19 protein-coding genes and 1 pseudogene are annotated in these 22,156 nt (G+C 55.8%); 12 read left to right on the top strand and 8 right to left on the bottom strand.

The annotated features are described in order from the left end of the window. Positions 1-60 precede the first annotated feature (60 nt). From CQ018_RS16585 to CQ018_RS16575, 3 genes are all read right to left on the bottom strand, one after another. Entirely contained in the window at positions 61-1,875 is a 1,815-nt protein-coding gene (locus CQ018_RS16585) for a long-chain fatty acid--CoA ligase (protein WP_105551130.1), read from the bottom strand. A gap of 231 nt (positions 1,876-2,106) precedes the next feature. Then, entirely contained in the window at positions 2,107-2,586 is a 480-nt protein-coding gene (locus CQ018_RS16580) for a hypothetical protein (protein ID WP_105551129.1), read from the bottom strand. A gap of 5 nt (positions 2,587-2,591) precedes the next feature. After that, positions 2,592-3,362, bottom strand: a complete 771-nt coding sequence (locus CQ018_RS16575) for a carboxylesterase (protein ID WP_105551128.1) — start codon at positions 3,360-3,362, stop codon at positions 2,592-2,594. 191 nt (positions 3,363-3,553) lie between these two features. Between CQ018_RS16575 and CQ018_RS16570 the strand changes: the two genes are divergently transcribed. From CQ018_RS16570 to CQ018_RS16560, 3 genes are all read left to right on the top strand, one after another. Then, positions 3,554-4,261: a 1-acyl-sn-glycerol-3-phosphate acyltransferase gene (locus tag CQ018_RS16570; RefSeq protein WP_105551127.1), complete on the top strand. Its 708-nt coding sequence runs from the start codon at positions 3,554-3,556 to the stop codon at positions 4,259-4,261. 98 nt (positions 4,262-4,359) lie between these two features. Then, on the top strand, positions 4,360-5,757 hold the full coding sequence (locus CQ018_RS16565; protein WP_105551126.1) for a class II 3-deoxy-7-phosphoheptulonate synthase: 1,398 nt from the start codon (positions 4,360-4,362) through the stop codon (positions 5,755-5,757). A 224-nt stretch (positions 5,758-5,981) separates the two neighbouring features. Beyond that, a complete protein-coding gene (locus CQ018_RS16560) occupies positions 5,982-7,268 on the top strand; it encodes an MFS transporter (protein WP_105551125.1) in 1,287 nt (428 codons plus the stop codon). 116 nt (positions 7,269-7,384) lie between these two features. Here CQ018_RS16560 and CQ018_RS16555 read toward each other — a convergent pair whose 3' ends face one another. After that, entirely contained in the window at positions 7,385-9,640 is a 2,256-nt protein-coding gene (locus CQ018_RS16555) for a Stk1 family PASTA domain-containing Ser/Thr kinase (RefSeq protein ID WP_146111937.1), read from the bottom strand. A gap of 208 nt (positions 9,641-9,848) precedes the next feature. Then, positions 9,849-10,097 (bottom strand): WhiB family transcriptional regulator, encoded by a 249-nt coding sequence (locus CQ018_RS16550; RefSeq protein WP_007271814.1) that lies wholly within the window; start codon positions 10,095-10,097, stop codon positions 9,849-9,851. A 327-nt stretch (positions 10,098-10,424) separates the two neighbouring features. Here CQ018_RS16550 and CQ018_RS16545 point away from each other — a divergent pair, with 327 nt between their 5' ends. After that, positions 10,425-10,907 carry a hypothetical protein gene (locus CQ018_RS16545; protein ID WP_105551123.1) on the top strand — a complete coding sequence of 161 codons (483 nt, stop codon included), beginning with the start codon at positions 10,425-10,427 and terminating at the stop codon, positions 10,905-10,907. Between the two features lie 59 nt (positions 10,908-10,966). Here the strand turns inward: CQ018_RS16545 and CQ018_RS16540 are convergent, their stop codons facing one another. Beyond that, a complete protein-coding gene (locus CQ018_RS16540) occupies positions 10,967-15,160 on the bottom strand; it encodes an FtsK/SpoIIIE domain-containing protein (RefSeq protein ID WP_181149953.1) in 4,194 nt (1,397 codons plus the stop codon). A gap of 316 nt (positions 15,161-15,476) precedes the next feature. Between CQ018_RS16540 and CQ018_RS16535 the strand changes: the two genes are divergently transcribed. From CQ018_RS16535 to CQ018_RS16515, 6 genes and pseudogenes are all read left to right on the top strand, one after another. Beyond that, positions 15,477-16,568 (top strand): CpaF family protein, encoded by a 1,092-nt coding sequence (locus CQ018_RS16535; RefSeq protein ID WP_105551168.1) that lies wholly within the window; start codon positions 15,477-15,479, stop codon positions 16,566-16,568. A 683-nt stretch (positions 16,569-17,251) separates the two neighbouring features. Continuing rightward, positions 17,252-17,446 carry a hypothetical protein gene (locus tag CQ018_RS16530; RefSeq protein WP_105551121.1) on the top strand — a complete coding sequence of 65 codons (195 nt, stop codon included), beginning with the start codon at positions 17,252-17,254 and terminating at the stop codon, positions 17,444-17,446. A 63-nt stretch (positions 17,447-17,509) separates the two neighbouring features. Continuing rightward, complete coding sequence (locus CQ018_RS16525) at positions 17,510-18,277, top strand: hypothetical protein (RefSeq protein ID WP_105551120.1); 768 nt, start codon at positions 17,510-17,512, stop codon at positions 18,275-18,277. Positions 18,278-18,381: 104 nt separating this feature from the next. Next, the gene (locus CQ018_RS16520) at positions 18,382-18,966 is read left to right on the top strand and encodes an HNH endonuclease (RefSeq protein ID WP_181149951.1); all 585 of its coding nucleotides are present in this window, start codon (positions 18,382-18,384) and stop codon (positions 18,964-18,966) included. A gap of 12 nt (positions 18,967-18,978) precedes the next feature. Further along, a pseudogene (locus CQ018_RS20855) lies at positions 18,979-19,137 on the top strand (helix-turn-helix domain-containing protein); the annotation flags it as partial. Positions 19,138-19,287: 150 nt separating this feature from the next. After that, positions 19,288-19,935, top strand: coding sequence for an HNH endonuclease signature motif containing protein (locus CQ018_RS16515; protein ID WP_258142665.1), 648 nt, complete (start codon positions 19,288-19,290; stop codon positions 19,933-19,935). 246 nt (positions 19,936-20,181) lie between these two features. Here CQ018_RS16515 and CQ018_RS16510 read toward each other — a convergent pair whose 3' ends face one another. After that, positions 20,182-20,670: a hypothetical protein gene (locus CQ018_RS16510; RefSeq protein WP_146111935.1), complete on the bottom strand. Its 489-nt coding sequence runs from the start codon at positions 20,668-20,670 to the stop codon at positions 20,182-20,184. Between the two features lie 176 nt (positions 20,671-20,846). Here CQ018_RS16510 and CQ018_RS16505 point away from each other — a divergent pair, with 176 nt between their 5' ends. Beyond that, positions 20,847-21,050, top strand: a complete 204-nt coding sequence (locus CQ018_RS16505; RefSeq protein WP_105551116.1) for a hypothetical protein — start codon at positions 20,847-20,849, stop codon at positions 21,048-21,050. A 4-nt stretch (positions 21,051-21,054) separates the two neighbouring features. After that, complete coding sequence (locus tag CQ018_RS16500; protein ID WP_105551115.1) at positions 21,055-21,636, top strand: recombinase family protein; 582 nt, start codon at positions 21,055-21,057, stop codon at positions 21,634-21,636. Between the two features lie 136 nt (positions 21,637-21,772). On the opposite strand, the gene CQ018_RS16495 is transcribed toward CQ018_RS16500, so the two are convergent. Next, positions 21,773-22,006: a hypothetical protein gene (locus CQ018_RS16495; RefSeq protein WP_105551114.1), complete on the bottom strand. Its 234-nt coding sequence runs from the start codon at positions 22,004-22,006 to the stop codon at positions 21,773-21,775. Between the last annotated feature and the right edge of the window lie 150 nt (positions 22,007-22,156).

Here is a 22,156-nt window from a genome sequence, read left to right as displayed (position 1 = left end):
ATGGGGGTTAGCACCCACTGGTGCCAACCCCCACCGCCTAGAGGACCGCGTCACAACGCATTATGCGCGTGGCTTGGCTCCTGCATAAATTTCCTCGACTACCGCCTCGAAGTCCTTGAGCACCTGGGCGCGCTTGATCTTCAACGATGGAGTGAGGTGCCCGGATTCTTCGGTGAAGTCGGTCGGGACAATACGGAACTCCTTGATGGCCTCGGCGCGCGAAACACTTGTATTCGCCTTCTCCACCAATGCCTGAATTGCCTGGTTCACTTCCGGCAACGTGGCTGCCTGTGCGGCCGTGGTGCCTGCCGGCAGCTGATGACGTTCCAGCCAGCCCGGCAGTGCCTCCTCGTCGAGGGTGATCAGTGCCGAAATGAACGGACGGGCATCGCCCACCACCACGCACTGGGAAACTAATGCGTCGGCACGGATCTGATCCTCGAGCATTGCCGGAATCACGTTTTTTCCGCTGGCGGTGACGATGATTTCCTTCTTGCGGCCGGTGATGCGCAGGAAGCCATCGGCATCCAGTTCACCAATATCCCCGGTACGGAACCAGCCATCAACAAAGTTTTCTTCGGTCAGGTCCGGGCGGTTGTAATAACCACGCATCACACAGAAGCCCTTGGCAAGGATTTCCCCGTCGGCGGCGATCCGCACACCATTACCCGGCAGTGGGCGTCCCACGGTGCCGATCTTGATCTGCTTCGGGGTGTTCACAGTGATCGGCGCGGTCGTCTCGGTCAGGCCGTAGCCTTCAAGAACCGTCAGCCCGATACCGTGGAAGAAGTGCCCCAAGCGTTCGCCCAGCGGGGCGCCACCGGAGACCGCGTGGACAACCTTGCCGCCCATTGCCTCACGAATTTTCGAGTAGAGCAGGACGTCGAAGAGCTTGTGCTTGAGTTTGAGGCCCAGCGGGACCTTGCCGGTTTCCAGCGCACGGGAGTAAGCAATGGCAGTATCCGAACCCGCATGGAAGATCTTGCCCTTGCCGCCGTCTTCGGCCTTGAGCATCGAGGAGTTGTAGACCTTCTCGAAGACGCGAGGCACCGCAAGAATGAAGTTGGGCTTGAACGATTGCAGATCGCCCATCAGATTTTTCACATCTGGGGTGTGTGCGACCCTGACGCCGGCCGCGACGCTGAGCACCGAGATGTAGCGTGCGAAGACGTGTGCCAGGGGCAGGAACATGATCGTTGAGGCACCGGGGTAGACGCATTCGGGAAGTGCCATTGCTGCGTTATCGCTGAGTTCAACAAAGTTGGAGTGTGTGAGTTCGCAGCCCTTGGGACGCCCGGTGGTGCCGGAGGTGTAAATGATGGTGGCCAGGGAGTCGAGACCGGCGGCCGCACGACGCTCCTCCAGAACCTCGTCGCTGACACCCTTGCCGGCTTCGCGCAAGGCATCTAGACCATCGCCATCGATCTGCCACACGTGGTTTAGCTCGTCGAGTCCTTCTTGATGGGCCGCCTGACGTATCACGTTCTCGTGGCGCACCGCCTCAACAACTACCGCAGTTGCATGGGAATCACCCAAGATCCAGGCGACCTGGCTGGGGGAGGACGTCTCATAGACCGGGACCGTGACGCATCCGGCGAACCAGATGGCAAAGTCGACGAGCGTCCATTCGTACCGGGTACGTGCCATGAGCCCGATGCGTCCGCCAAGTTCGATGCCGCTGGCAATGAAGCCCTTGGCGATGGCCGAGGCATCATCGGCGAACTCCGAGGCCGACATATCAACCCACGTCCCGTTGGGTCCGGGCTTGGAAAGAAGTGGGGGATTAGCCGCCGAGCGAGCGTGACGCAACAGCAGGTCTGTGATGTTTGTCTGCGGTGGCGTCTCTACCAGTGGCGGGACAATAATTTCCTGCATCGGGGGCTCCTTCGTTTTCGGGTCCGGGGGGTGCATGCCTGCGATCGGTCCCACTACCACCATCTTAGTGGTTTGAATCACATTGTTTACTCAGTAGTAACTTACGGTGAAAATACGATCTACGCAACATGGATTTTCCACTCACGGTCGAAACCAGACTTTGATTGGTTCGGGGCTAAAGTGCCCGAGCACATGGCGAGTGGTCCACTGCGCGAGGACGCGTGTTGAGGGTCAGACTTGCGCACCATCATCGTTATCATGACGGTGACGTGGCATGCGAGCAAAAAGATAGGCACCACCACCTAGCGCCAACACGCACAGCCCGATCCACAGGGGCATTGGCGCGCGACGCCAAAAAATTGCCAGCAGCAGTAGCACCAGTGGGGCACCGGCCGCGGCTACCCAGGCAAGATTCACCAAGGGGTTTCCCGAACCAATGGCTGGAGGATCTGCCGGGACGAAATCCTCGAGTAGTTCCTCGGAAGCCTCATAGTCACGTGGTCCACCCAAGGCAGGATGCATCGTGAAAAGAGTCGGGTCCACGCCCGGTGCGGCTTTGGGTGTCGGTTCCGCTGGAGCCTGAGCTGAGTCGGCCTCCAGCTCATGGGCGGGTTGAGTCGTAGGCTCATGCTCTAACCTGCGCACCAGATCTTCCCAGACCGCGTCGTCCGAACCGCCGGAACCGCCGGGCTCGTGAAATTGGTTAGTCATGGTGCTTACCGCTTAGCTTCTTTGAAAAATTCGATGGACTCGGCAAAAATCTCTTCCGCCTCATAATCAAGTGTCGCCACGTGATAGCTACGCGGCAAGCGACGCACCCGCAATTCCACTGCCGGCGTCAAACCCTTGTGTAGCGCCTCAACGCTGCTCTCCGGTACCACATGGTCTTGATCGGATCGGAAAACAATGATTGGACAGGTGATCTTGGGCAGGGAGGCGATGGTGGCCTTGAACAACTTGCGTAATTCATGGACCCCACCAATTGGTGTTCGATCATAGGCGTGCTCATCGCCGCCCGGCTTGGCAATATCATTGGCGATCGAAGGAATTGAAGGAACGACAAAGCGTAGTGCACCGCTAAATTTTGCCACCGGGGAAGCGATGGTCAACCCCGGGTTAATCAGCGCAAGGCCGGCAGGGGCATGGGTCGAGCCAAGGTGTAATGCAAGGGCTCCGCCCATCGACATTCCCGCAACATATACTCGAGTGTGTTTTGCTGCGAGTGCTTCGTAAGCACGTTCGACCGCAGCAACGATCTGCCTATAGGGAGTCTTGGCTAGCTGCTGCCAGCTGGTGACATGCCCGGGGAGTACCGGCAGATCAACCGTGTATCCGGCGTCGGCAATTGCTTGAGCCCAGGGAAGCATGCTTGCCGGCCCTGCGGTAAACCCGTGGATTACCAGTACCGCCTCACCATTGGTGCCTTGGTAGTGGAACGGGTCATTGGGTGTGAGGCTATTCGAACTGGCCGAATCGGATGCTGACATGTTCTCTCTCCCTTGCGGTAAACCACCCCTAGGAAACTGCCATCGTTAGTGACCGGGGTATGAGAATTGGCAATGTTTTGCCTACAGTTAGAGCGTAACTGAGAACCAATGAATCACCGCGTGATCAGCCATGCGGGCGCATCGCCCGGATAAACTGCATTAAGAACTCCGGCCCGGAAGGCACACCACACATGTTTTACCTCTTCATGAAACGGTTGATCGTTGGACCGTTGGTGAACGTGTTTTTCCGTCCCTGGGTCAAGGGCATCGATCACATCCCCAAAACCGGTGGTGCAATCCTTGCAAGTAATCACCTCTCGGTTTCCGACTCGATCTTCCTTCCGGTGGCCGTGGATCGCCCGGTCATCTTCTTGGCAAAAAGCGACTACTTCAACGGAAAGGGCCTGAAGGGGCGGGTCACCGCATGGTTTTTCCGCATGATCAACCAGATCCCGATGGACCGATCCGGGGGTGCGGCAAGCGCCAACTCATTGGGTGCCGGCGCCCAAGCACTTGTCGATGGGCAACTGTTGGGAATATATCCGGAAGGCACCCGCAGTCCAGATGGCCGGCTCTACCGCGGCAAACTCGGTGTTGCAAAGCTGGCCCTGGAGGCCGGGGTACCGGTCATCCCCGTGGCAATGATCGGCACAGATAAGGTCCAGCCCATCGGAAAACGCGTACCAAATATCCGCCGCGTCGGTCTGATTATTGGTGAACCATTGGATTTCTCCCGTTATGCGGGAATGAGCGAGGACCGCTTCGTGCAGCGCTCTGTTACCGATGAGATTATGTACGCGATTATGCGCTTGTCAGGGCAGGAATATGTGGATACCTATGCGGCAAGTGTGAAGGCCGCGTTGGAAGCCGAGCGCCGCGAAAACCCGAAGAAAAAATAGTGCCAGCCCGAGGAAAAACAGCTAACTGTTAACGCTTTGGCACCTTGGGTTACGCACCAAATACCACATGAAGCCGTGGGCCGGTCTACCCTTAGAGGGTGACTCAGCTATCTTCGACATCCCCATTCCCAGGCCGTTCCACGGCAGGTCCCGCTACCGATCCCGAACTGGATATTTGGCGCACTCTGCCCATTGCCCAGCAGCCCACCTGGAGTGAACATCCAAACTATGCCGAGTCCGTAACCGAACTCGGTACCCGTCCACCACTGGTTTTCGCCGGTGAGGTAGACATTCTTCGTGAGCGTCTCGCCGCAGCAGCCCAGGGCAAGGCCTTCCTGCTCCAGGGCGGCGACTGCGCAGAAACCTTTGACGGGGCAACCGCAGATAAGATCTCGGCACGAGTGAAGACCATCTTGCAGATGGCAGTGGTACTGACCTACGGCTCGTCGATGCCGGTAGTCAAGATGGGTCGCATGGCGGGGCAGTTCGCCAAGCCACGTTCCTCCAACGATGAGACCCGCGACGGTATCACGCTGCCAGCCTTCCGCGGCGACATCGTCAACGGCTACGAATTTACCCCCGAATCCCGAGCGCACGATCCGCGCCGCATGGTCGAGGCCTACAACACCTCATCCTCAACGCTGAACCTGATCCGCGCGTTCACCCAGGGCGGCTTTGCCGATCTGCGTTCGGTACACTCCTGGAACGCTGGTTTCATGGCAAACCCGGCACACACCGCCTACGAGCAGCTGGCTGGCGAAATCGACCGTGCCGTGAAGTTCATGGACGCCTGCGGGGCGGACTTTGAGGCGCTCAAGCGCACCGAATTCTTCGCCTCCCACGAGGCACTTTTGCTTGACTACGAGCGTGCGCTGACCCGCACCGACTCACGCACCTCGCAGCCTTACGACACCAGCGGCCACTTCCTGTGGATCGGCGAGCGTACCCGACAGCTCGACGGCGCACACGTGGACTTCCTCTCGCGCGTGCGTAACCCGATCGGCGTCAAGCTTGGCCCGACCACCACCGCCGAAGATGCACTCGCGCTGATCGAGAAGCTCGACCCGAACCGCGAGCCGGGCCGTCTGACCTTCATCACCCGCATGGGCGCGAAGAACATCCGCGAGAAGCTGCCAAACCTTGTAGAAAAGGTCACCGCCTCCGGAGCCCAGGTCCTCTGGGTCACCGACCCCATGCACGGAAACACCGTCACCTCCGAGAACGGCTATAAGACGCGCCGCTTCGACGATGTCATGGATGAGGTTCGTGGTTTCTTCGAGGTTCATGACTCGTTGGGCACCTTCCCCGGTGGCCTGCACGTGGAAATGACCGGCGACGACGTGGCAGAGTGCCTCGGTGGCGCCGACCCGATCCGCCAGGAACAGTTCGATGACCTCTACGAATCGGTCTGCGACCCGCGTCTAAACCACAAGCAGTCCCTGGAAATGGCATTCCTGGTTTCCGGTGCGCTTGCCAAGCGTGGTCCGCGTAACTAAGTAACACAGCCGCATAGCGGAATTAGTTGAGGCCGGTTTTCTTGCTCCATCCCCGTGAGGGGATCAAGAAAACCGGCCTCAACTTTTTAAGCACGTTGCCAGACCCAGAACACGACGCGGCCAGAACGGGAAGTGGTGTCGGGTACCCCCCCCGGGTCGGCACCAAGAAATTGCCTAAGGACCAGCGGAAGAACTGACACCAGGCAGGGGAGTCTGACCCACGCATGAAGAGCATCAACGAAGCATCAGCAGTTTTGCGCCACCGGCAGTTTCGTAGTTTCTGGATCGGTCGCGTTGTATCGTCGCTCGGCTCTGCTATTGCACCGATTGCCGTGGCCTTCGCCGCACTCGACGCCGGAGGCGGGGCTCAATGGCTAGGACTGATCCTTGCGTTAAATGTGGCCCCACAGGTGCTTCTGTTGCTGATCGGTGGCGTGCTGGGGGATAGGGTGCGACGCGACCGTGTCATGATGGCGGCTAATTGCGTTTCGGGCGTTGTCCAGCTATCGATCGCCATACTCATTCTCACCGGCGTGGCCGAGCTCTGGATGCTTGCCGCCTCGGTGTTCATGCTCGGTTGTGCCTCGGCATTCTTTCAACCTGCTTCGCAGGGGTCGATAGTTCAGTTGGTTCCCGCGCCGTTGCGCGTTGCAGCAAATGCGGTACTGCGGTTGCCACTGAACGTTGCCAAGGTGTTGGGACCGGCACTTGGCGGTTTGCTGGTGGCACTACTGGGATCCGGATGGGCATTGGCCTTCAACTCGGCAACCTTTGTTATCTCGGTGTTTTTCCTCGCCGCGATCAACTCACCGCAGCCGCTCAAACCGAAGGCCTCGGCGATCGCCGAGTTCAAAGCAGGATTCAAAGAATTTACAGCGCGGCGTTGGTTCGTGATCATGGTGGCCCAATCGGCAATCACCGTGTTGATGTGGCTCGTGGGATTCCAGCTCTTTGGCCCGGTGATCTCGCAAGAGTCCCTGGGCGGTGCCATGGCCTGGGGAATGATCAGTGCTGGCTTTGCCTTTGGCATGGTTGGGGGTTCGGTCATCGCCATCGCAGTGCGCCCGCAACGCATTGGTATCACCGTGTCGCTGTGTCTCGCAGCTCAAGCGTTGCCTTTGATCGCTCTGGCCTGTGTGGCACCAACCTGGGTGATAGTCGCAGCAACCGTGGTAGCCGGGGTGGCGCTGGATATTTCCATAGTGTCCTGGTCAGCGTTCTTTCAAGAACAAATTCCCGAAAGCTTACAGTCCAGATTGTCTTCGATCAGTACCTTTGGGCAGCTGCTGCCGGTGCCGTTGGGATACGTACTTTTTGGCTTGCTCAGCCAAAAATTTAGCACCACGGCAATGATGAGTTTGTTCTCGGGAATCTTGCTGGTAGCCGCGTTAGTACCACTCCTAATTCCGCTAATCCGTTCGCTGAAGCTTGGGCAACTTATTGAGGCGCGTTCAACCCGGGTAGCCGATCAGGCACGTCGGGACGAGACAACGCTAGATAGTGCTTCCTGATCTCAGCGTGATTCAACAGTTCACTGGAGTGTGCAAAGCTCCGGCAGGCCGGAGGTTAAGCGCTAGTAGCATTGCGTAGCCGTCCAAGGCTCTGCCACGTCAGCGGGAATAGATTTTTAGACAACCACGAGCTTGATAGTTGAACCTTCGGCAGCGGTTCCACCGGCAGGTGTTTGGGAACGCACAGTTCCAAAGAATCCGCCCAAGAATTCATCGACCTGGACCTTGAAACCCAGGGACTCGAGGGTCGCCCGGGCCTCGCGCAGCTGCTTACCCTGCACATTTGGAACTTCAATCATCTTCGGTCCCAGGGAAACCACATAACCGACCGTCGAACCACGCTCGGCCTGCCCCTTGGCTGGTTTCTGCGAGATCACGGCGCCGGCCGGGATGCTGCGGCTATAGGCCTTGGAATCTTCGGAGCCCTTCAACCCGGCGGTTTCAAGGGCTGCGTTAGCATCGGAAACGGTTTCGCCCACGATATTTGGAACGTCAACGGGAGCGGGACCCTTAGATATCACCAAGGAGATCTTTGAATCACGCCGCACCATCTCTTCGGGGCCCGGAGTGTGGCTGATGACAGCGTCCTTGGCGACCTCCTCAGAGTACTTCTGAGTCACCTTCCCCACAACGAGCTGGGCTGTCTTGAGATCTTTTTCGGCGTCCTGCTGACTGCGGCCGTTCAAATTTGGGACGGCAAAGAGCTCGGGTCCCTTAGAAACGTTAAGATCTAGACCTTGAAATCGGCGGATCGTTTCCCCAGCGGCGGGTTCACTTCCAACCACGAGGCCGCGCTCGATTTTCTCGTCAAAAACTTCAGTGGTACGTGCTTCGACCCCGGCATCCCTCAGCTGTGAAACTGCCTGTGCGCTAGCAACGTTGGTGAGCTGCGGGACGGTAAATGGTGCACCGGGTCCCATCCCAAAATAGAATCCAACGGCGGCAAGAAGTGCTGCAAGCATGCTCAGAAGCACGCCGATGAGCCATTTTCGGCGTGCTGGCATCTTGGGAGCCAGCTGATGGGTGGGGATTTGTGCGTTCTTTCTCCAAGCCACTTCGGTGGCCTTGGCATTCTTGCGTGCACGACGAGCCGACATTGGACGTCGACTCGGAACAGCAGCAAGTTCGCCCGTCGAGGGACTCGAAGCAGAATTTCTGCTTCCCAGCCCCGAAGGCATGACACTTGTATGGTCCGAACCCTTGTGCAGCACCGTGGTGTGATCCACATCCGGGTTTCCCGACGGCGAATTAATGATCGTCGTGTCTGCGGATGCGCTAATAACTTCTGTGGCATCAGGGTTCTTCTGCGGCGCGGTGCCAACGGGTGCTGAGCCTCCGGCACTTGGGTTCAGCGTACGGACTTGCTCTTCCATGGTTTCGGTCATGGCATCCGCAGCGCTTTCGGCAAGCGCATCACGTTTTTGTTGTGCCTGAGCCAACCTGTCGTGAACTGTTGTATGCGCGGAAGTTATCGCGGGGACCAGGTCCGAAACCATACCCAAGGTTTCGGATCCCAGATCGAGCTGCTCCTTGCCCAAGGTCGCGAGCATCTGCTGAATATCGCTAAGCAGGAACGAGGCGTTTTGCGGGCGGTTCTCCGGGTCTTTGTCGGTGCAATAGGCAACGAGTTCATCGAGTTCCGGTGAAAGACCCGGGACAAGTTCCGAAGGGGCCGGGACCGGGTTATTAATATGTTTGAAGGCAAGCCCGTAGACGCTTTCGGAACTAAACGGTTGGCGACCGGTCAGCAACTCGTAGGCCATGATGCCCACGGCGTAAATATCGCTACGCTCATCGGCCGGATCCCCGACGGCAAGCTCGGGAGAAATATATGCTGCAGTGCCAAAGACCGATGTTGCATTTGTGTGCGCCGATGCGGCACGTGCCAAACCAAAATCGGCGACCTTGACACTTGCCTCGTCGGAAATCAGCACGTTTGCCGGTTTCATATCCCGGTGCACGATGCCTTCTTGGTGGGCAACGGCCAAACCTGTACAGATTGCTCGCAGCATGGCCAAGGTCTGACGTGGGGTGAAACGTCCACGTTCATCAAGTAGCTGACGCAAATTAAGCCCACGGACGTATTCCATCACCAAGTAGGCGGCATCGGGGGATACATGGTGGTCAAGGATCTTGACGATGTTTGCGTGATCTAGCCCCGCAGAAATGATTGCTTCTGCAGTGAATCTTTCTAACACGGCGGGGTCGGAAGCCATGTGCGCGTGCAACACCTTAACCGCCACCGTGCGATGCAACCGGGTATCGGAGGCACGGTAAACGGTAGACATGCCTCCGTCAGCGATACGCGCTTCTAAGAAATAGCGTCCATCGAGCGTGGTGCCTATGCGTGGGTCGGTTCGGTTCTCTGTCACTTATCGATCGTAACTAGTGGTGTGGATATCGGGTTGTTCCAACACGTCAGGGTGCTGGTTTGTTGCGCTCTCGTCGATAGGTTTCTCTAAGGAAACAGGGTAGAGCCATGTTGCTAAGACTGCAGCTGGCCACATTGCGAAAGACAAAAATCGGGGGACGGCTCCGTACGGAACCATCCCCCGATCAAAATTTGTAAAGCTGCCGTGACTAGGAAGCGCGGCGGGCACGTGCTGCCCGACGCTTGAGCGCACGACGCTCGTCTTCACTCATGCCACCCCAGACTCCGGCGTCTTGTCCGGACTCGATGGCCCAGGCTAGGCAGGTGTCAACGACGGGACAACGTCGACAGACACTCTTGGCTTCTTCAATCTGGAGCAGAGCCGGTCCGGTGTTTCCTACCGGGAAAAACAGCTCCGGGTCCTTGTCCAGACAGGCCGCGCGGCTACGCCAATCCATGCTTGATGATGCTCCTTGAAAGTAGGTCTGAGGGAGAAGTGCCCCGGGAATGACGCCAGGGCAGCGGCAGTGACCGGAATAAATGGGATTAGCGGTCGACTGCCTAACAAGGTTTTCATGTTACGTTCACGTAAACAAGGGGGCGATGTTGCAAAAGCGGCAGCAGTCTTGAGTGCTTGGTCACAAGGACCAGATTTCACGTGACGACTAACAGGTTTCTGCGCCGCTGACAAGGGTGTTATTGGGCACCTTGGGAGCCGCTTGGCGCATATTTAGGTTTTTGCTGCTTTCGCGTCTGCACACCCACCGGGCTAGATTTAAGGGGTGATGAACCAACCAGAAGTACACCAGCCTGCTAGCCCGGCCCGCCGCCCTCGACCATTCTCGGTGCTGTTGATTAGCGCAATGCTGGTTCTCGAGGGACTAGCGGTATTGGCCTATGGCCTGAGCTACGCAATGCATCTGGGTGATGCAGGGGTGCTAAACCTTGGTGCACGACTCTTCATGCTGGTGATCATCTTCGTCGGCGGAATTTGGCAACTTACCGTCGCCCACTTCTTCTTCCGTGGCAAGGCCTGGACCCGAGCCGCAGCACTCTTCTGGCAGTTATTCCAGATCATCCTGGCGATCCCATACCTGCAGACCGAAGCCGCCCCGTGGGCCTGGATCTGGCTCATTCCCGCAGCAATCATCGTCATACTGCTCTTTGACCCACGCACCACGGCTTTCCTGGGCGACCGTCCGGCGGCTGCTAAAGGAGCGAACGAACATAACAACGACGGAAAGACCGGCGGAAAAAACCGCAAGTAGAGGGCTGCAACAACGTTGAGACGAGGTTCACACTAAACCCCCTACGAGGACGCGTTGAGCTATACAGCATTGACGCATTGAATCTGCCGCAGGGTCCCACCGTCAAAGACCAGACCGCGGCCCCGAACACTGCGGGCCTGGGCGGCGAATCTGAAATCGGCAGGCTCGGCATCAAGTGTGGAACGTGGATCTAGCACCAGAAAACTGCCTGGGTCACGCACCATTGAACTGAGTCCAAGATCAAAAAGTAGTCTTGCCGAGGGTTCGGTGCTGATGATCAACGGAATGTTTGCGGCAGTGATCGGCCCCAAAATATTGAGCGTTTCAGAGACCCGGGTATCCACCCGTTCAATCAGCACCAATCCCACGCTCGTTGAGCCAAGCTCCTCAAGGGTGCGCGGAAGACTGTCCTCGATTCCGTAGATCTTTATCTGGCAACCCTGGGTTGGAACACTTGTCGCGAGGTATCGAAGCAGCATATGTTTACCGGCACCTCGCCTGCCAACCACGATTCCAATACTTCCCGGGTTCCAATAGAAGAGTCGATGATCGGGTGCGCTGACACCCACGGGTAGGCCCAAGACGGCTGGCTCCAAAGACCCGGCCGAGTCCGGTGTGTGCGGCTCTTTTCTGCTATTCCATTGCTCACGCAGCAGGGAGCCGGAGAGCACCTCGGGGAGTTTGATATTTTTTATCCAGTGCTCGGGTACGGGTTCGCTCAATAGTTCGGCATTGTCCAATGCGCACGGGTCTAAGAGTTGGAATTCGGAACCTGATTGCGGACCTTGCGAATTTATTATGAGCCCTCGTCCGGGTGTAGGTGTGATGGGTTTGAGTTTTGGCCATCCCATAAGTACCTCTGGTCCGGCACCACAGGGGAAATACCAGCGCGTTTCGCACAGCGCCAAGGCCCGAACGCCAGCTAAATCCTTATCCCCGCAGAGCACCAATGAACGACCATTATGTGCTGCGCTTCGGGCGTAGGAACCGAGCGCCGTATCAAATTGTTGGAAAGCATGTGGTCCCATCGCCTGTGCCCATCCGGCAAGACCACTGACAATCAAGAGCATGGGCCCGGTGCCGCTCGAATCTTCGAGCTGCCGCAGAAGCTCATCGATGCGCCAGGTATCCCGGGGACCAAAATACCCACGTACCCCCGGAACATCGGCAAGATGCTCTTGATTACCATCACCATCAAGCACCAGGCCGGCCAGCTGCCATGAGTCTCGGTTCATTGACCTGACTAATACTTCGGGAACCGATTCAACTCCCGAACCGGGCAACCCACAAACGGCCAATCTACAACATGTAGCAGGCTCAAAGAGCAAGGGATCGGGACGCGGCGCATCGACTCTGTCGACCATTCCCAAAACAATGGCTCCAGGGCTCAGCCCACGCAAAAGGGATCGTGGAAGTGCACGTAAGGTTTTAGGCAGTTGCGCAGAGAACGGGTTTGCTGCGCTCTCGAAATGGGCCCAGCGCAGAAGAATACGGGAAACTCTGACTTCTAGTTCGGCAGCAGAACCTAGCTTGACCATCTCACTGGCGGCTTCTTGCCCGGTTTGTGGTACCTGATCAACGGCAAGCTTTTGCCCGAATGCGTCGGTGGCTAGCCGCTGGCTCCACAAGGGAGCCCCAAGATTTCTTCCCCAGGCACGCAGATGCAGTGAATCAGCTGCCCGCGCGTTGAGCCGTGCTCTAAACTTCCGCGGTGTTTCTCCGCCGCAACGCATCAAGGCGAGACCTGGTTCACCCGGGTCCAAATGTGCTGCAGCACTTGAACCTATCAAATCATTCGACTCAAATTCACCAATGGTCCGTAAAGCAATCACAGTTGAAATGTTTGCCCGTAATTGTGCGTTGAGGATGCCCGCGGGCCGCTGCGTGCTCAACACCAGATGAATCCCCAAAGATCGACCAACTGTGGCAAGTTGCACGATATTTTCTAAGGCTCCTGGCAACTCGGCAGCAAACACCCTAAACTCATCGATCACCACCACGAGTATTGGCAAATACGGGCGGTCCTCTGCACCAATTTTGAGGTAGTTCGAATGGTCGCTTGCTCCATACTCGGCGAATATGGTTTCACGACGCCGCAACTCGCAAGCCAATTGTTCAAGCACACGCCGAGCGGCCGGCGCATCCAGATCAGAGACGAAGCTTTGTACCTGCGGCAATTCTGCTAGCGGGGCCAATGTCGCACCGCCCTTGAAATCTACAAGCATAAAGGCCAACTCGGCCGGCCCATACTCAAGAGCAAGCCCGAGGATCATAGAGCGTAAGAGTTCTGACTTCCCACTTCCAGTGGTGCCCGCTATTAGAAAATGTGGTCCGTGCGCCGCGAAATCAAGTTTTACCGGTCCATGCGCGTCATCCCCAATCACCGTTCGAATGCCGGATTTTTCGTTGACCTCGGCCGTATCCGGTGTGCCTTCGAACAGGACTGGGCTCATGGCAGGTTCGACTTCATTCTTCATCGCGGCATCGACGGAGTATTTTGCCACAGCAGATTCGAGTACTTCCATGCTGAGTTTTGCCGGTTTCATAGCTACACCACGCCCTACGGTAGACATACCCCGCTGCAAAATGACTGTTTGTTCGGCAGGGGCAAACCACGGATTCATTTGGTGAGCTTCATGACTTAGCACCAAGGCACCCCTAGCATTGATGCGTGCCTGCGCGCGCAACCATGTGGGTGCGCTTCCGCAAAAAATCCAGATCCGTGGTGCCATAGCAGGATCGGCCGCGGCGACGTGGTTCGGTTGCATCGAGTCTAAAGAACTTGGGCCCTGAACCTGATCCTGCATGTTGATCCGAGCTGCGGGCCCCACAATCACGATTGTTGAAATGTGGCTTTCAGCGCTTAGCCCGACCGAATCTTCTAGTACTTCGACTCCGTCCATCAACAAGAGATTTGACGGGAGAAAGTCGGCATAATCAATAATTACCAACCGCAAAGATCCGATCCGCAACATGGGTAGCCAACGAACTACCAAGGCACGGCACAACGGCGCCCAAGCGTCGGCTTCACCTTCTAGAACCAACGACTGTGCGTTGGTTAGGCGCAAGAGCACCGGAGTGTGAATGCCGGGCACAGCAGGAAAACTCGTAGTATGCGAGGGCCTAGAAGAAACCCCAGATTTCCACGCACCCTTTAACGTTTTCGCCTCCTGCACCGCTCGAGCCTTGAAAGAACTTTCTTTGCCTAGAAAATCGCCTGTAGTATTCCCCGAGACATGGGCGAGCCACGGTCTGAGGGGAGCTATACCCAGTGCCAATGGGGGAAATCCATCTTTGGCAACAACGCTGGAGTGTGCAAGGCCAGCGGCAACACGTCCAAGCAGCGGTGCAAGGTCGGCACGTCGATCCGCGTCTTGGGCCGTGGCTAATTGCTGCGCTCGAGCAAATTTGCGTTTGCCACGCACTATAAAGAGTGCCGGTAGCCCACCGGTAAGTATTGAGACGGCCGAAAAGGCAAGAAAAAATACGCTGTGAGTCACCAAAAACAGTCCCAAGCCCATGACCAGTGGGGTCAAAGCTCCGGTCAGCAGCATAGCCAATCGTGTCGTGGGCGGTGAACCGGGGACTTGTACCGGTTCTAAGGGCCAGCTACCAAACCCACCTTCAACGCCAGCATGATCCTGCGCGGCTCCGTGATCTCGGTGCAGCTCTACTACCTCAAAAGCTGAGTTTCCTGCCCTGAAACGATCCCCGATCATGAGCCTGCATGACTCCACCTTGCGCGTGGCAAACCACACCCCATTTGCCGATCCCTCATCATTGAGCAGGATCGATGTTGGAAGGACGCTAATCAGTGCATGTCTTCGCGATAGTTTCGCATCTCCGATGCGAAGATCTGCCTCTCCGCGGCCCAAAGAATAAACACCTCGCCGTAGCTCTAGCACCCCGCCCGGATCCGGCCCGTCAACCACCACTAGCCCACTAAGTGCAGGTTCGGGGGTGTACAGCCGCTCGGGTAACCTTTCGCCTAAGGGATCTAAGAGTTGCCGTGGAGCGGGAATACGAACATCGCTGAAAATTAGCTCCCTCACTGATGCCCGGTTAGCCAATCCGATGAGTTCACCGGCCTCTGAAAGCGGATTACCTTCAAAAAACCAATCAACTCCAGGCATAAATTGTGCCAATACCGCGCAAAATGCTGCCCCGGTACATTCCCCGGTACCTTGGACCTCAATCAGTAAACAGCGGCGCTGATCATCGGAAACCAATCTGATGAGAACTTTTCGTGCCATCCGCATACACCTCCAGAAGCTGACTATCCTGCTGGCAACCATTGGCCTGCCTCCACCATAAGAGCGCCGGATTGCTTCCGACCGCACCTAGGCGCAGCTGTGGATAAACCTCAACCCAATAACGACGAGTTATCAACAGTTTCAAATAAGTCTTGTTCGGCCCACCAGCCACGGGTAGTCTCGGCCGTAATTGCGCGGCACCGACGTCCTCTGCCAGACCCAGCCGAAGCGGGAAATCTAGCAACATCGAGTTACCTACGCCGGATACCGCTCATCGCGGAATTAGAACGTGACGTGTGTGAAGCGGGGCGAAGACATGGAAGCAATTGAGATAGTTATCGATGAATTGCGCGAGCTTATTCGCCGCCATGGACTTGACCCAGCAACCCAACTAGGTGAAATTCGTCGACTCGCTGATGATCTGATTCGTGATTACGACGAACGCTCCTTACTCGGGGTGCTTCCCGCCTTGGGCGAGGTAAACGCTGCGCGCCGTCGTATCTTGGATGCCGTCATCGGCTTAGGCACATTACAGCCGCTCCTTGACGATCCGGAAATCGAAGAGATCTGGATCAACGGGCCCAACCAAATATTTGTGGCACGCGGCGGCACCTCGGAACTTACAAATCTACGTATCCCGGAACCCGAAATCCATGCGCTCGTCGAACGAATGCTTAAGTCCTCGGGGCGCAGGCTTGACCTTTCCCAACCCTTTGTTGATTGCCAGCTCAATGACGGATCGCGCCTGCACGTGGTCATCCCCGATATCACGCAGAAACACTGGGCGATTAATATTCGAAAATTTATTGCCCGAGCCAGCAAACTCGAACACCTAGTTGAGTTGGGTTCCATTACCCCGCAATGCGCACACTATCTCGACATCGCGGTAGGAGCGGGGCTCAATGTTCTTGTCTCCGGCGGCACCCAGGCAGGCAAAACTACGATGCTCAATTGTTTGGCATCCTCAATTGGTAGCCGAGAACGCGTTATCACCATTGAAGAAATCTTCGAACTGAAGATCAATCTGCGTGATGTGGTGGGTCTGCAAACCCGGCAACGAAACCTTGAAGGTCATGGCGAGATCGACATGCGTCAACTGGTCAAGGAAGCATTGAGAATGCGACCAGATCGGATTCTTGTCGGAGAGGTACGCCAAGCCGAATCTCTGGATATGCTTTTGGCGCTCAATTCAGGACTTCCCGGTCTCTGCACGCTACACGCGAACTCCGCCCACGATGCGATAAACAAACTTTGCACACTACCGCTGCTGGCTGGCGAAAATATTTCGAGCCAATTTGTTGTGCCCAACGTACAAAGACCCCCTGCATTCCAAGACAAGAATCGTGGATCATCGACACACAAATCTAGAAGCCGTAGAACGCATTCTAAGAGCCTGACTTACCACTAGCGCCCACTTGTGCCACTAACGCCTATCAGCGCGCTCAGCATTGCCCTGAAGACTGTTACGAGGATATCTGTCAGGTGGCAGCTGCATGCAATCCACGCTCGACACATGGCCGGCACCCATCATCTGATACGTCAAACACTGACGTTCGGACATGGCGACATGTATTTACTGAGTAGCGACACAATATAAGAGTCGAAGGGGGTAAGGGGGTTGAAGCTCTTAAGACTCAAACGTTCCTTACGACCCAAGCAGAACCCGTTAGGGTTCACTTAGAAGCTCCTACCCCCTGAAGCCGTTAACGTGTTGACGATGTAAAAGGGAACCCTAACGGGTTCTAGTCAAAGCTGTTACAGCGTTTATGCCTTAGGGGAGTCTCGGTTTTTTTGGTCTAGGAATCCTTGCGCTCGCCGAACATGAAACAGATTCTTTTACTAGGTCTAGGCTTCTGTAAAACTTCTGCCCCGGTTTCGCGTCAAATCCCCATATACTTATTTGTAGGTCGGAAACGATCAAAGAATTACCAACAAACTTCATACCTGGCACGCGGACACCACGGGCAAGAATAGCTAGTCATCGAACTAGAGCCATGTCAACGCCATACATACACCCTTACCGGTGTGCGTATGGCGTTTTTTATTTAACCAATCATTCAATATGAATCCATATGAAATGGAGCATCATCAATGCCCCGAGCGCTTGGCGAACTACACCACCTATCCAAACTAAAAGAACATCAGGTGCTTTCAATCCGAAAGAAATACGAACCGGGCAAAGTCACCATGCAGACCTTGGCCAATGAATACAGCGTGAGCCTTGAAACCATTTCCCAGATCATCAATCGGAACACATGGGCATGGCTAGCCGCCGAAGACACATAGAGCTAGCCCTCTCACAAGTCCGCAAGCATCAACAACTAACCATCCAACAAAAAGGAAAACACAATGACCGTTCTCTCACTAGAAGAATCCAACTCCCGACTTCAGGCAGCAACCAACACTCTGACCGAACTTCAAGACAAGATTGCAACAGTCGAAGCTGACCAGCAGAAGGCCAACGGTGAAGTAACCCGGTTGACCGCTCTCATCGCCACCGGTGACCGTCAAGCCATGAGCCTCATCGTCGATGCACAAGCACAAGCAGACGGGCTTATCCCGTTCCTAGCCACCCTGAAGCGTGGTCTTGCCGGTGCCCAGCATGTGCACGAGCATGCGTTTGCCGTTGATCAGCGTAACCGCGCAGTACACCGCGACGTAGAAGGCTTGCTATCGCCCGAGCAGATCACGGCGCTATGGGCAGGACTTGCCGAACAGGTAGACGCTCTACACTTCCCGGTGCTCGACAAGCTCAAAGCACACGAGGAAGCCATTCAGATCCTTGGATCACTCGTTACTGAATCAAACAAGGTGCTAGGTACAAACTCAGGATTTGAAACCTGCCGTGAATCTGCATACGCATCTGCCCGCGTTACCTCAGTCCTCATCGACGGGGAACTAATCAAGCCCACATACCCAAGCCAAGACTCGGATGATGCAGTAAAGAAGTCTGGGGATCGTTACCGCGCACCAGAAATTGAAGCCCGCGAAGCAGCAGCAAACGCAGAACGCAAACGCATGGCCGACGAACTGGCGCGCATTGAAGCATCCAATGTGTACCCCGAATACAAGGAGCGCAAAGCCCCGTCAGCAAGCTTCCCGATGGGTGCCCGCTAAAGAATGCCCTAGCCCACTAGGGAAAGAGCAACAAACAGAAGGCCATGCAATCACCGTTCGGTTGCATGGCCTTCCACCTACCACCCACAAACCTAGGAAACATCATGAAGAAACCTTGCAAAGCCACTTTCAAAAACCAGAACTGCACCCGTAAAAGCCATGCCAACGAACTATGCGGACTACACGACACCCAGACACGACGACACGGACACATCACCTCACTGCACCCCAACCCACAACGAGCAATCGCACACCTGCCAGCAATCCAACGGTTCGCTAGCCGCCTTGCACCCGGTGGAGTCAATGAACAGTGCTGGGAATGGCAAGGCCACCAAGACAAAGACGGCTACGCATGGTTCCATGACAGCGGCAAAAAGCAACGAGGGCACCGCTGGGCATGGGTAAACCTGGGAGAACAGCCATTGAACAACGGAACAGAAATAGATCACATCTGCTCAAACCCTTGTTGCGTACGCCCAAGCCACTTGCAAGCACTCACCCCAACTAAACACCACACCGTAAGCCAACAACGCAAAGCCTTGTTAGCTGCACACGGTAAAGATGAATGGGAATGGAACGCCGGAAACCCCAAGCCGCTAAGTATCCGTGAACTGAACTTTGGAATCGTCAACGGATTACCAGTGAACCTATGGGGGAGTGAAGTTGATCAAGTGAAGATTGAAGACTAACGACGACTGAGAATGAATGCCACGGATAAGTTGAACCCCACGGATCAACTAGTTCTCTCAGCCCTGCACCAGTTCACCAACGCTCAGGGAATCGTTACAGAATCAACTAGGACTATCGCGGCACACGTTGGCAGGTCTGCTCCTACCGTCGCAACATCCCTCAAACGATTGGTTGCCAATGGACAGATTGAAGCCTTACCCAAGACCTCAACACGGTCTATCGGACGATACAAAATCATTGAAGAATCTTCTGTAAAAAACCGGGGTAAAACCTTGCTAAATAAGTGCCCTCTTTTACTAGGTTCTGAAGGGTTGCCAGACATGTTTAGGTCACCAGCTTTACGCACAGCCGGAGTGCTTCACCGTGCGGCAGTCAAGGGGAAACCATCGACCGTTCCCGAGCTATTGGGATTGGGTATTGTTCGCACAGCTAAGACCATGCGCAAAGTGTTAGGACAGCTCAACGAGTTGCCTAGTCCGCTTGCTACCCCTAGCCCCGATGAACGTCACGCACAGCGTATCCTCTGGACACTGCACCCGCTCACGTCTGAAGCCGAGACAATCAATCTTCAGTACCTCAACCAGTTGCCCGGAGCCATGCCAAAGATGCGTGCCCAGCAGGAAATAGAATACAAAGAACAGCAGCAGAACTATGTTCGATGGTTCGGTGGGCATCATGACGTTGCAACGGCTTACGCCCAAGACGTAGAGCCATTCATCATCCCCGACCCTAACAATCCTGGGTGCATGGTCTGGGCAAAAGAGCCTAGTGAAGACGGATATGCTCGCCCCTACCCAAGCAAGCCCTATCTCACGGTTCACCGCATGGCATGGTTGGCTCTGGTTGGATACCTTGCCCCCGGCCATGCCCTGCATCATGCGTGCGGCAACCGTGCATGCGCCAGCGTCTACCACCTCATGCCGGTAACGCCCGAGCAGCACCGTGCAATCCATCAAACAGCGGTTTGAAGACCTCTAAAACTCGTACAGAATGACGGATGCTACCCACGGGCGGTGGGCTGGCAAGTCGTTTGGGGGAGTGCCCCCACCCCCTACACCCTGGCACGCCCTAGGCAGTGTGCGTAAGCGATTCTAAGAGCATGTGCGGCAGTCAGTGCCGGATCAGTGGTTGCGTCGCTTACGCGGGCGCTTAGAGCCGCGCCCACTAGTACCAAAGCCGAGTGCCTGCCTAGTGTTCGGGCGCTCACCGTTGGATCACAGCACCTTGTCTAGGTACAGCACGATGAACGGTACGATCACAGCGCCACCTGCCAGTACAGATGCAAGTATCGTCATGCCCTTGTTGAACTTTGCTTGCTTCTCTTCAAGGTACTTAGAGCGTCGCCGCTCACCTTCCAAGTCTTCACTGAGCTTGCGCATGGCCGCGAGCGTCTGCACTTGCTCTCGGCTCGCCTTGTTCATGGCGGCCATCGTCTGTGCTTGCTCTTCACTCAGTGCGCTCAGCGCGCTAAGCAGTTTCGTTTGTGCGACTCGCTCAGCTTGCGCGCGCTCTACCGCTTCATCTTCTGCCGCTTGTCGTTGCCTAACGCGTTGCGCTAGTTGTGCGGCCTTCGCCATTTCTTCAGTGTGACGCATCGCTGCTTCTGCATTGCGCTGCGCCTCACCTGAAATGCGGGCAAGGTGATCACTGCTTATTAGATTTTCAATTCCCATTTGTGGACTTCCCCCTCGTGTCTCGGTCATTTATGTAAATGGTATCGGTGTCTCGCAACCGAAAGGATGTAAGACAGTTCAGTGAGACACATTGCAACCCCCGTGAAATCAATGAACCATGTGTCTCGCTTGCTTGTCTCACAACTACCTGTTACATTTTAGTTATCAACCTGAGTTGTGAGACACTTTTAGAGGGGAAGCAAACAATGAACACCGAACACCGCCACTACCTAGACCACGGTTACAAAGAATGGCAGTGCATTGAATGCGACACATCAGCAGATGAATGTAATTTCCCATCAACTCGCGTCGATACAGCCACCGGTTGCCATGCCGCTAACCGCTGGCCAATGGGCTTACAAGCCAACCATCCTGAATTTATCCAATGGGCAACCGAGAACGGACTCTAAGAACATGACAAAGCTAATCGGATACGCCCGAGTCAGTACCAAAGGTCAAGACACCGACCGCCAGGAAATTGATTTACTCAATGCCGGGGTACGCAAAGATGACCTCTACGTTGACCACGGCGTAAGCGGATCACGCGACAAACGCCCACAACTAGACCGCATGCTAGAAGCGCTCCACACGGGAGACACGCTAGTAGTCGCCACGCTAGACCGTCTCGGGCGGTCAACTCAGCACATGCTTGCACTATCAGAACAACTCAAGGCCAACGGTGTAAACCTGCGAGTGCTCAACCTTGGCGGCGGCGACGTTGACACATCCACCCCTATGGGCAAGATGATGTTTACGGTTATGGCATCACTGGCAGAGATGGAACTTGCAATCAAGACAGAGCGCATTCAAGACAGCGTGGCAAAGCGCAAAGCCAAAGGCGGTGACCTTGGGGGTAGACGCGAAAGCATCAGCGATGAAACGATCCGTAACGCGATGACACTTATCGACGCAGGTAAGCCCGTCGCACAAGTCGCCCGAGAAATGGGCATTGGCCGCGCCACCCTATACCGTCGCATGGAAGCCCTATCAAACTAAGCACTCATACAAAGAACCCCCAAGCCAAAAAGGTTTGGGGGTTCTTTCGTCTGTGGATCACAAGCCCGTAGAAGCACGCCTAACAGCCGTAGAGCAGCGTCTCAGCATCACTGGGCAACCACGCATAGCGCGGCGCTTACACAGCTCTTAACGCGGGCTGATACACACGTTCAACACCTGCCACACGTAGCGCCGTTCCCGGTAACAACGTGTGAAGCAACCCCACAAAATGCAACTCAGCTTCAGGTGTGCTGTCGTAATACCTGACCGCCGACAACAACCCCGTCAACCGTTCACCGCTCGCCCAATCAGTCTGAACATCAAGAACACTGCCAACCAAACCCAGCAGTTCAGCCCGATCAATTCCCATTAGCCGTAAAACATCCTTCAAATCCTGGCAAACATTTGGCGCTCACCGATAACGAAACAAACGGGAAACAGATTAACCACGGATCACAAGGTGTCTTTGCCAATGTCCGGCAACGGGGCGACATGTCCAGTCTTTTGTCTAGACATGTCC

The organism is Arthrobacter sp. MYb227, from assembly GCF_002975435.1.
In the GTDB taxonomy this organism is placed as follows: Bacteria; Actinomycetota; Actinomycetes; order Actinomycetales; family Micrococcaceae; genus Paeniglutamicibacter.
Note: the sequence above shows the minus strand (reverse complement) of the source record. Positions and strands in the feature narration are given on the sequence as shown.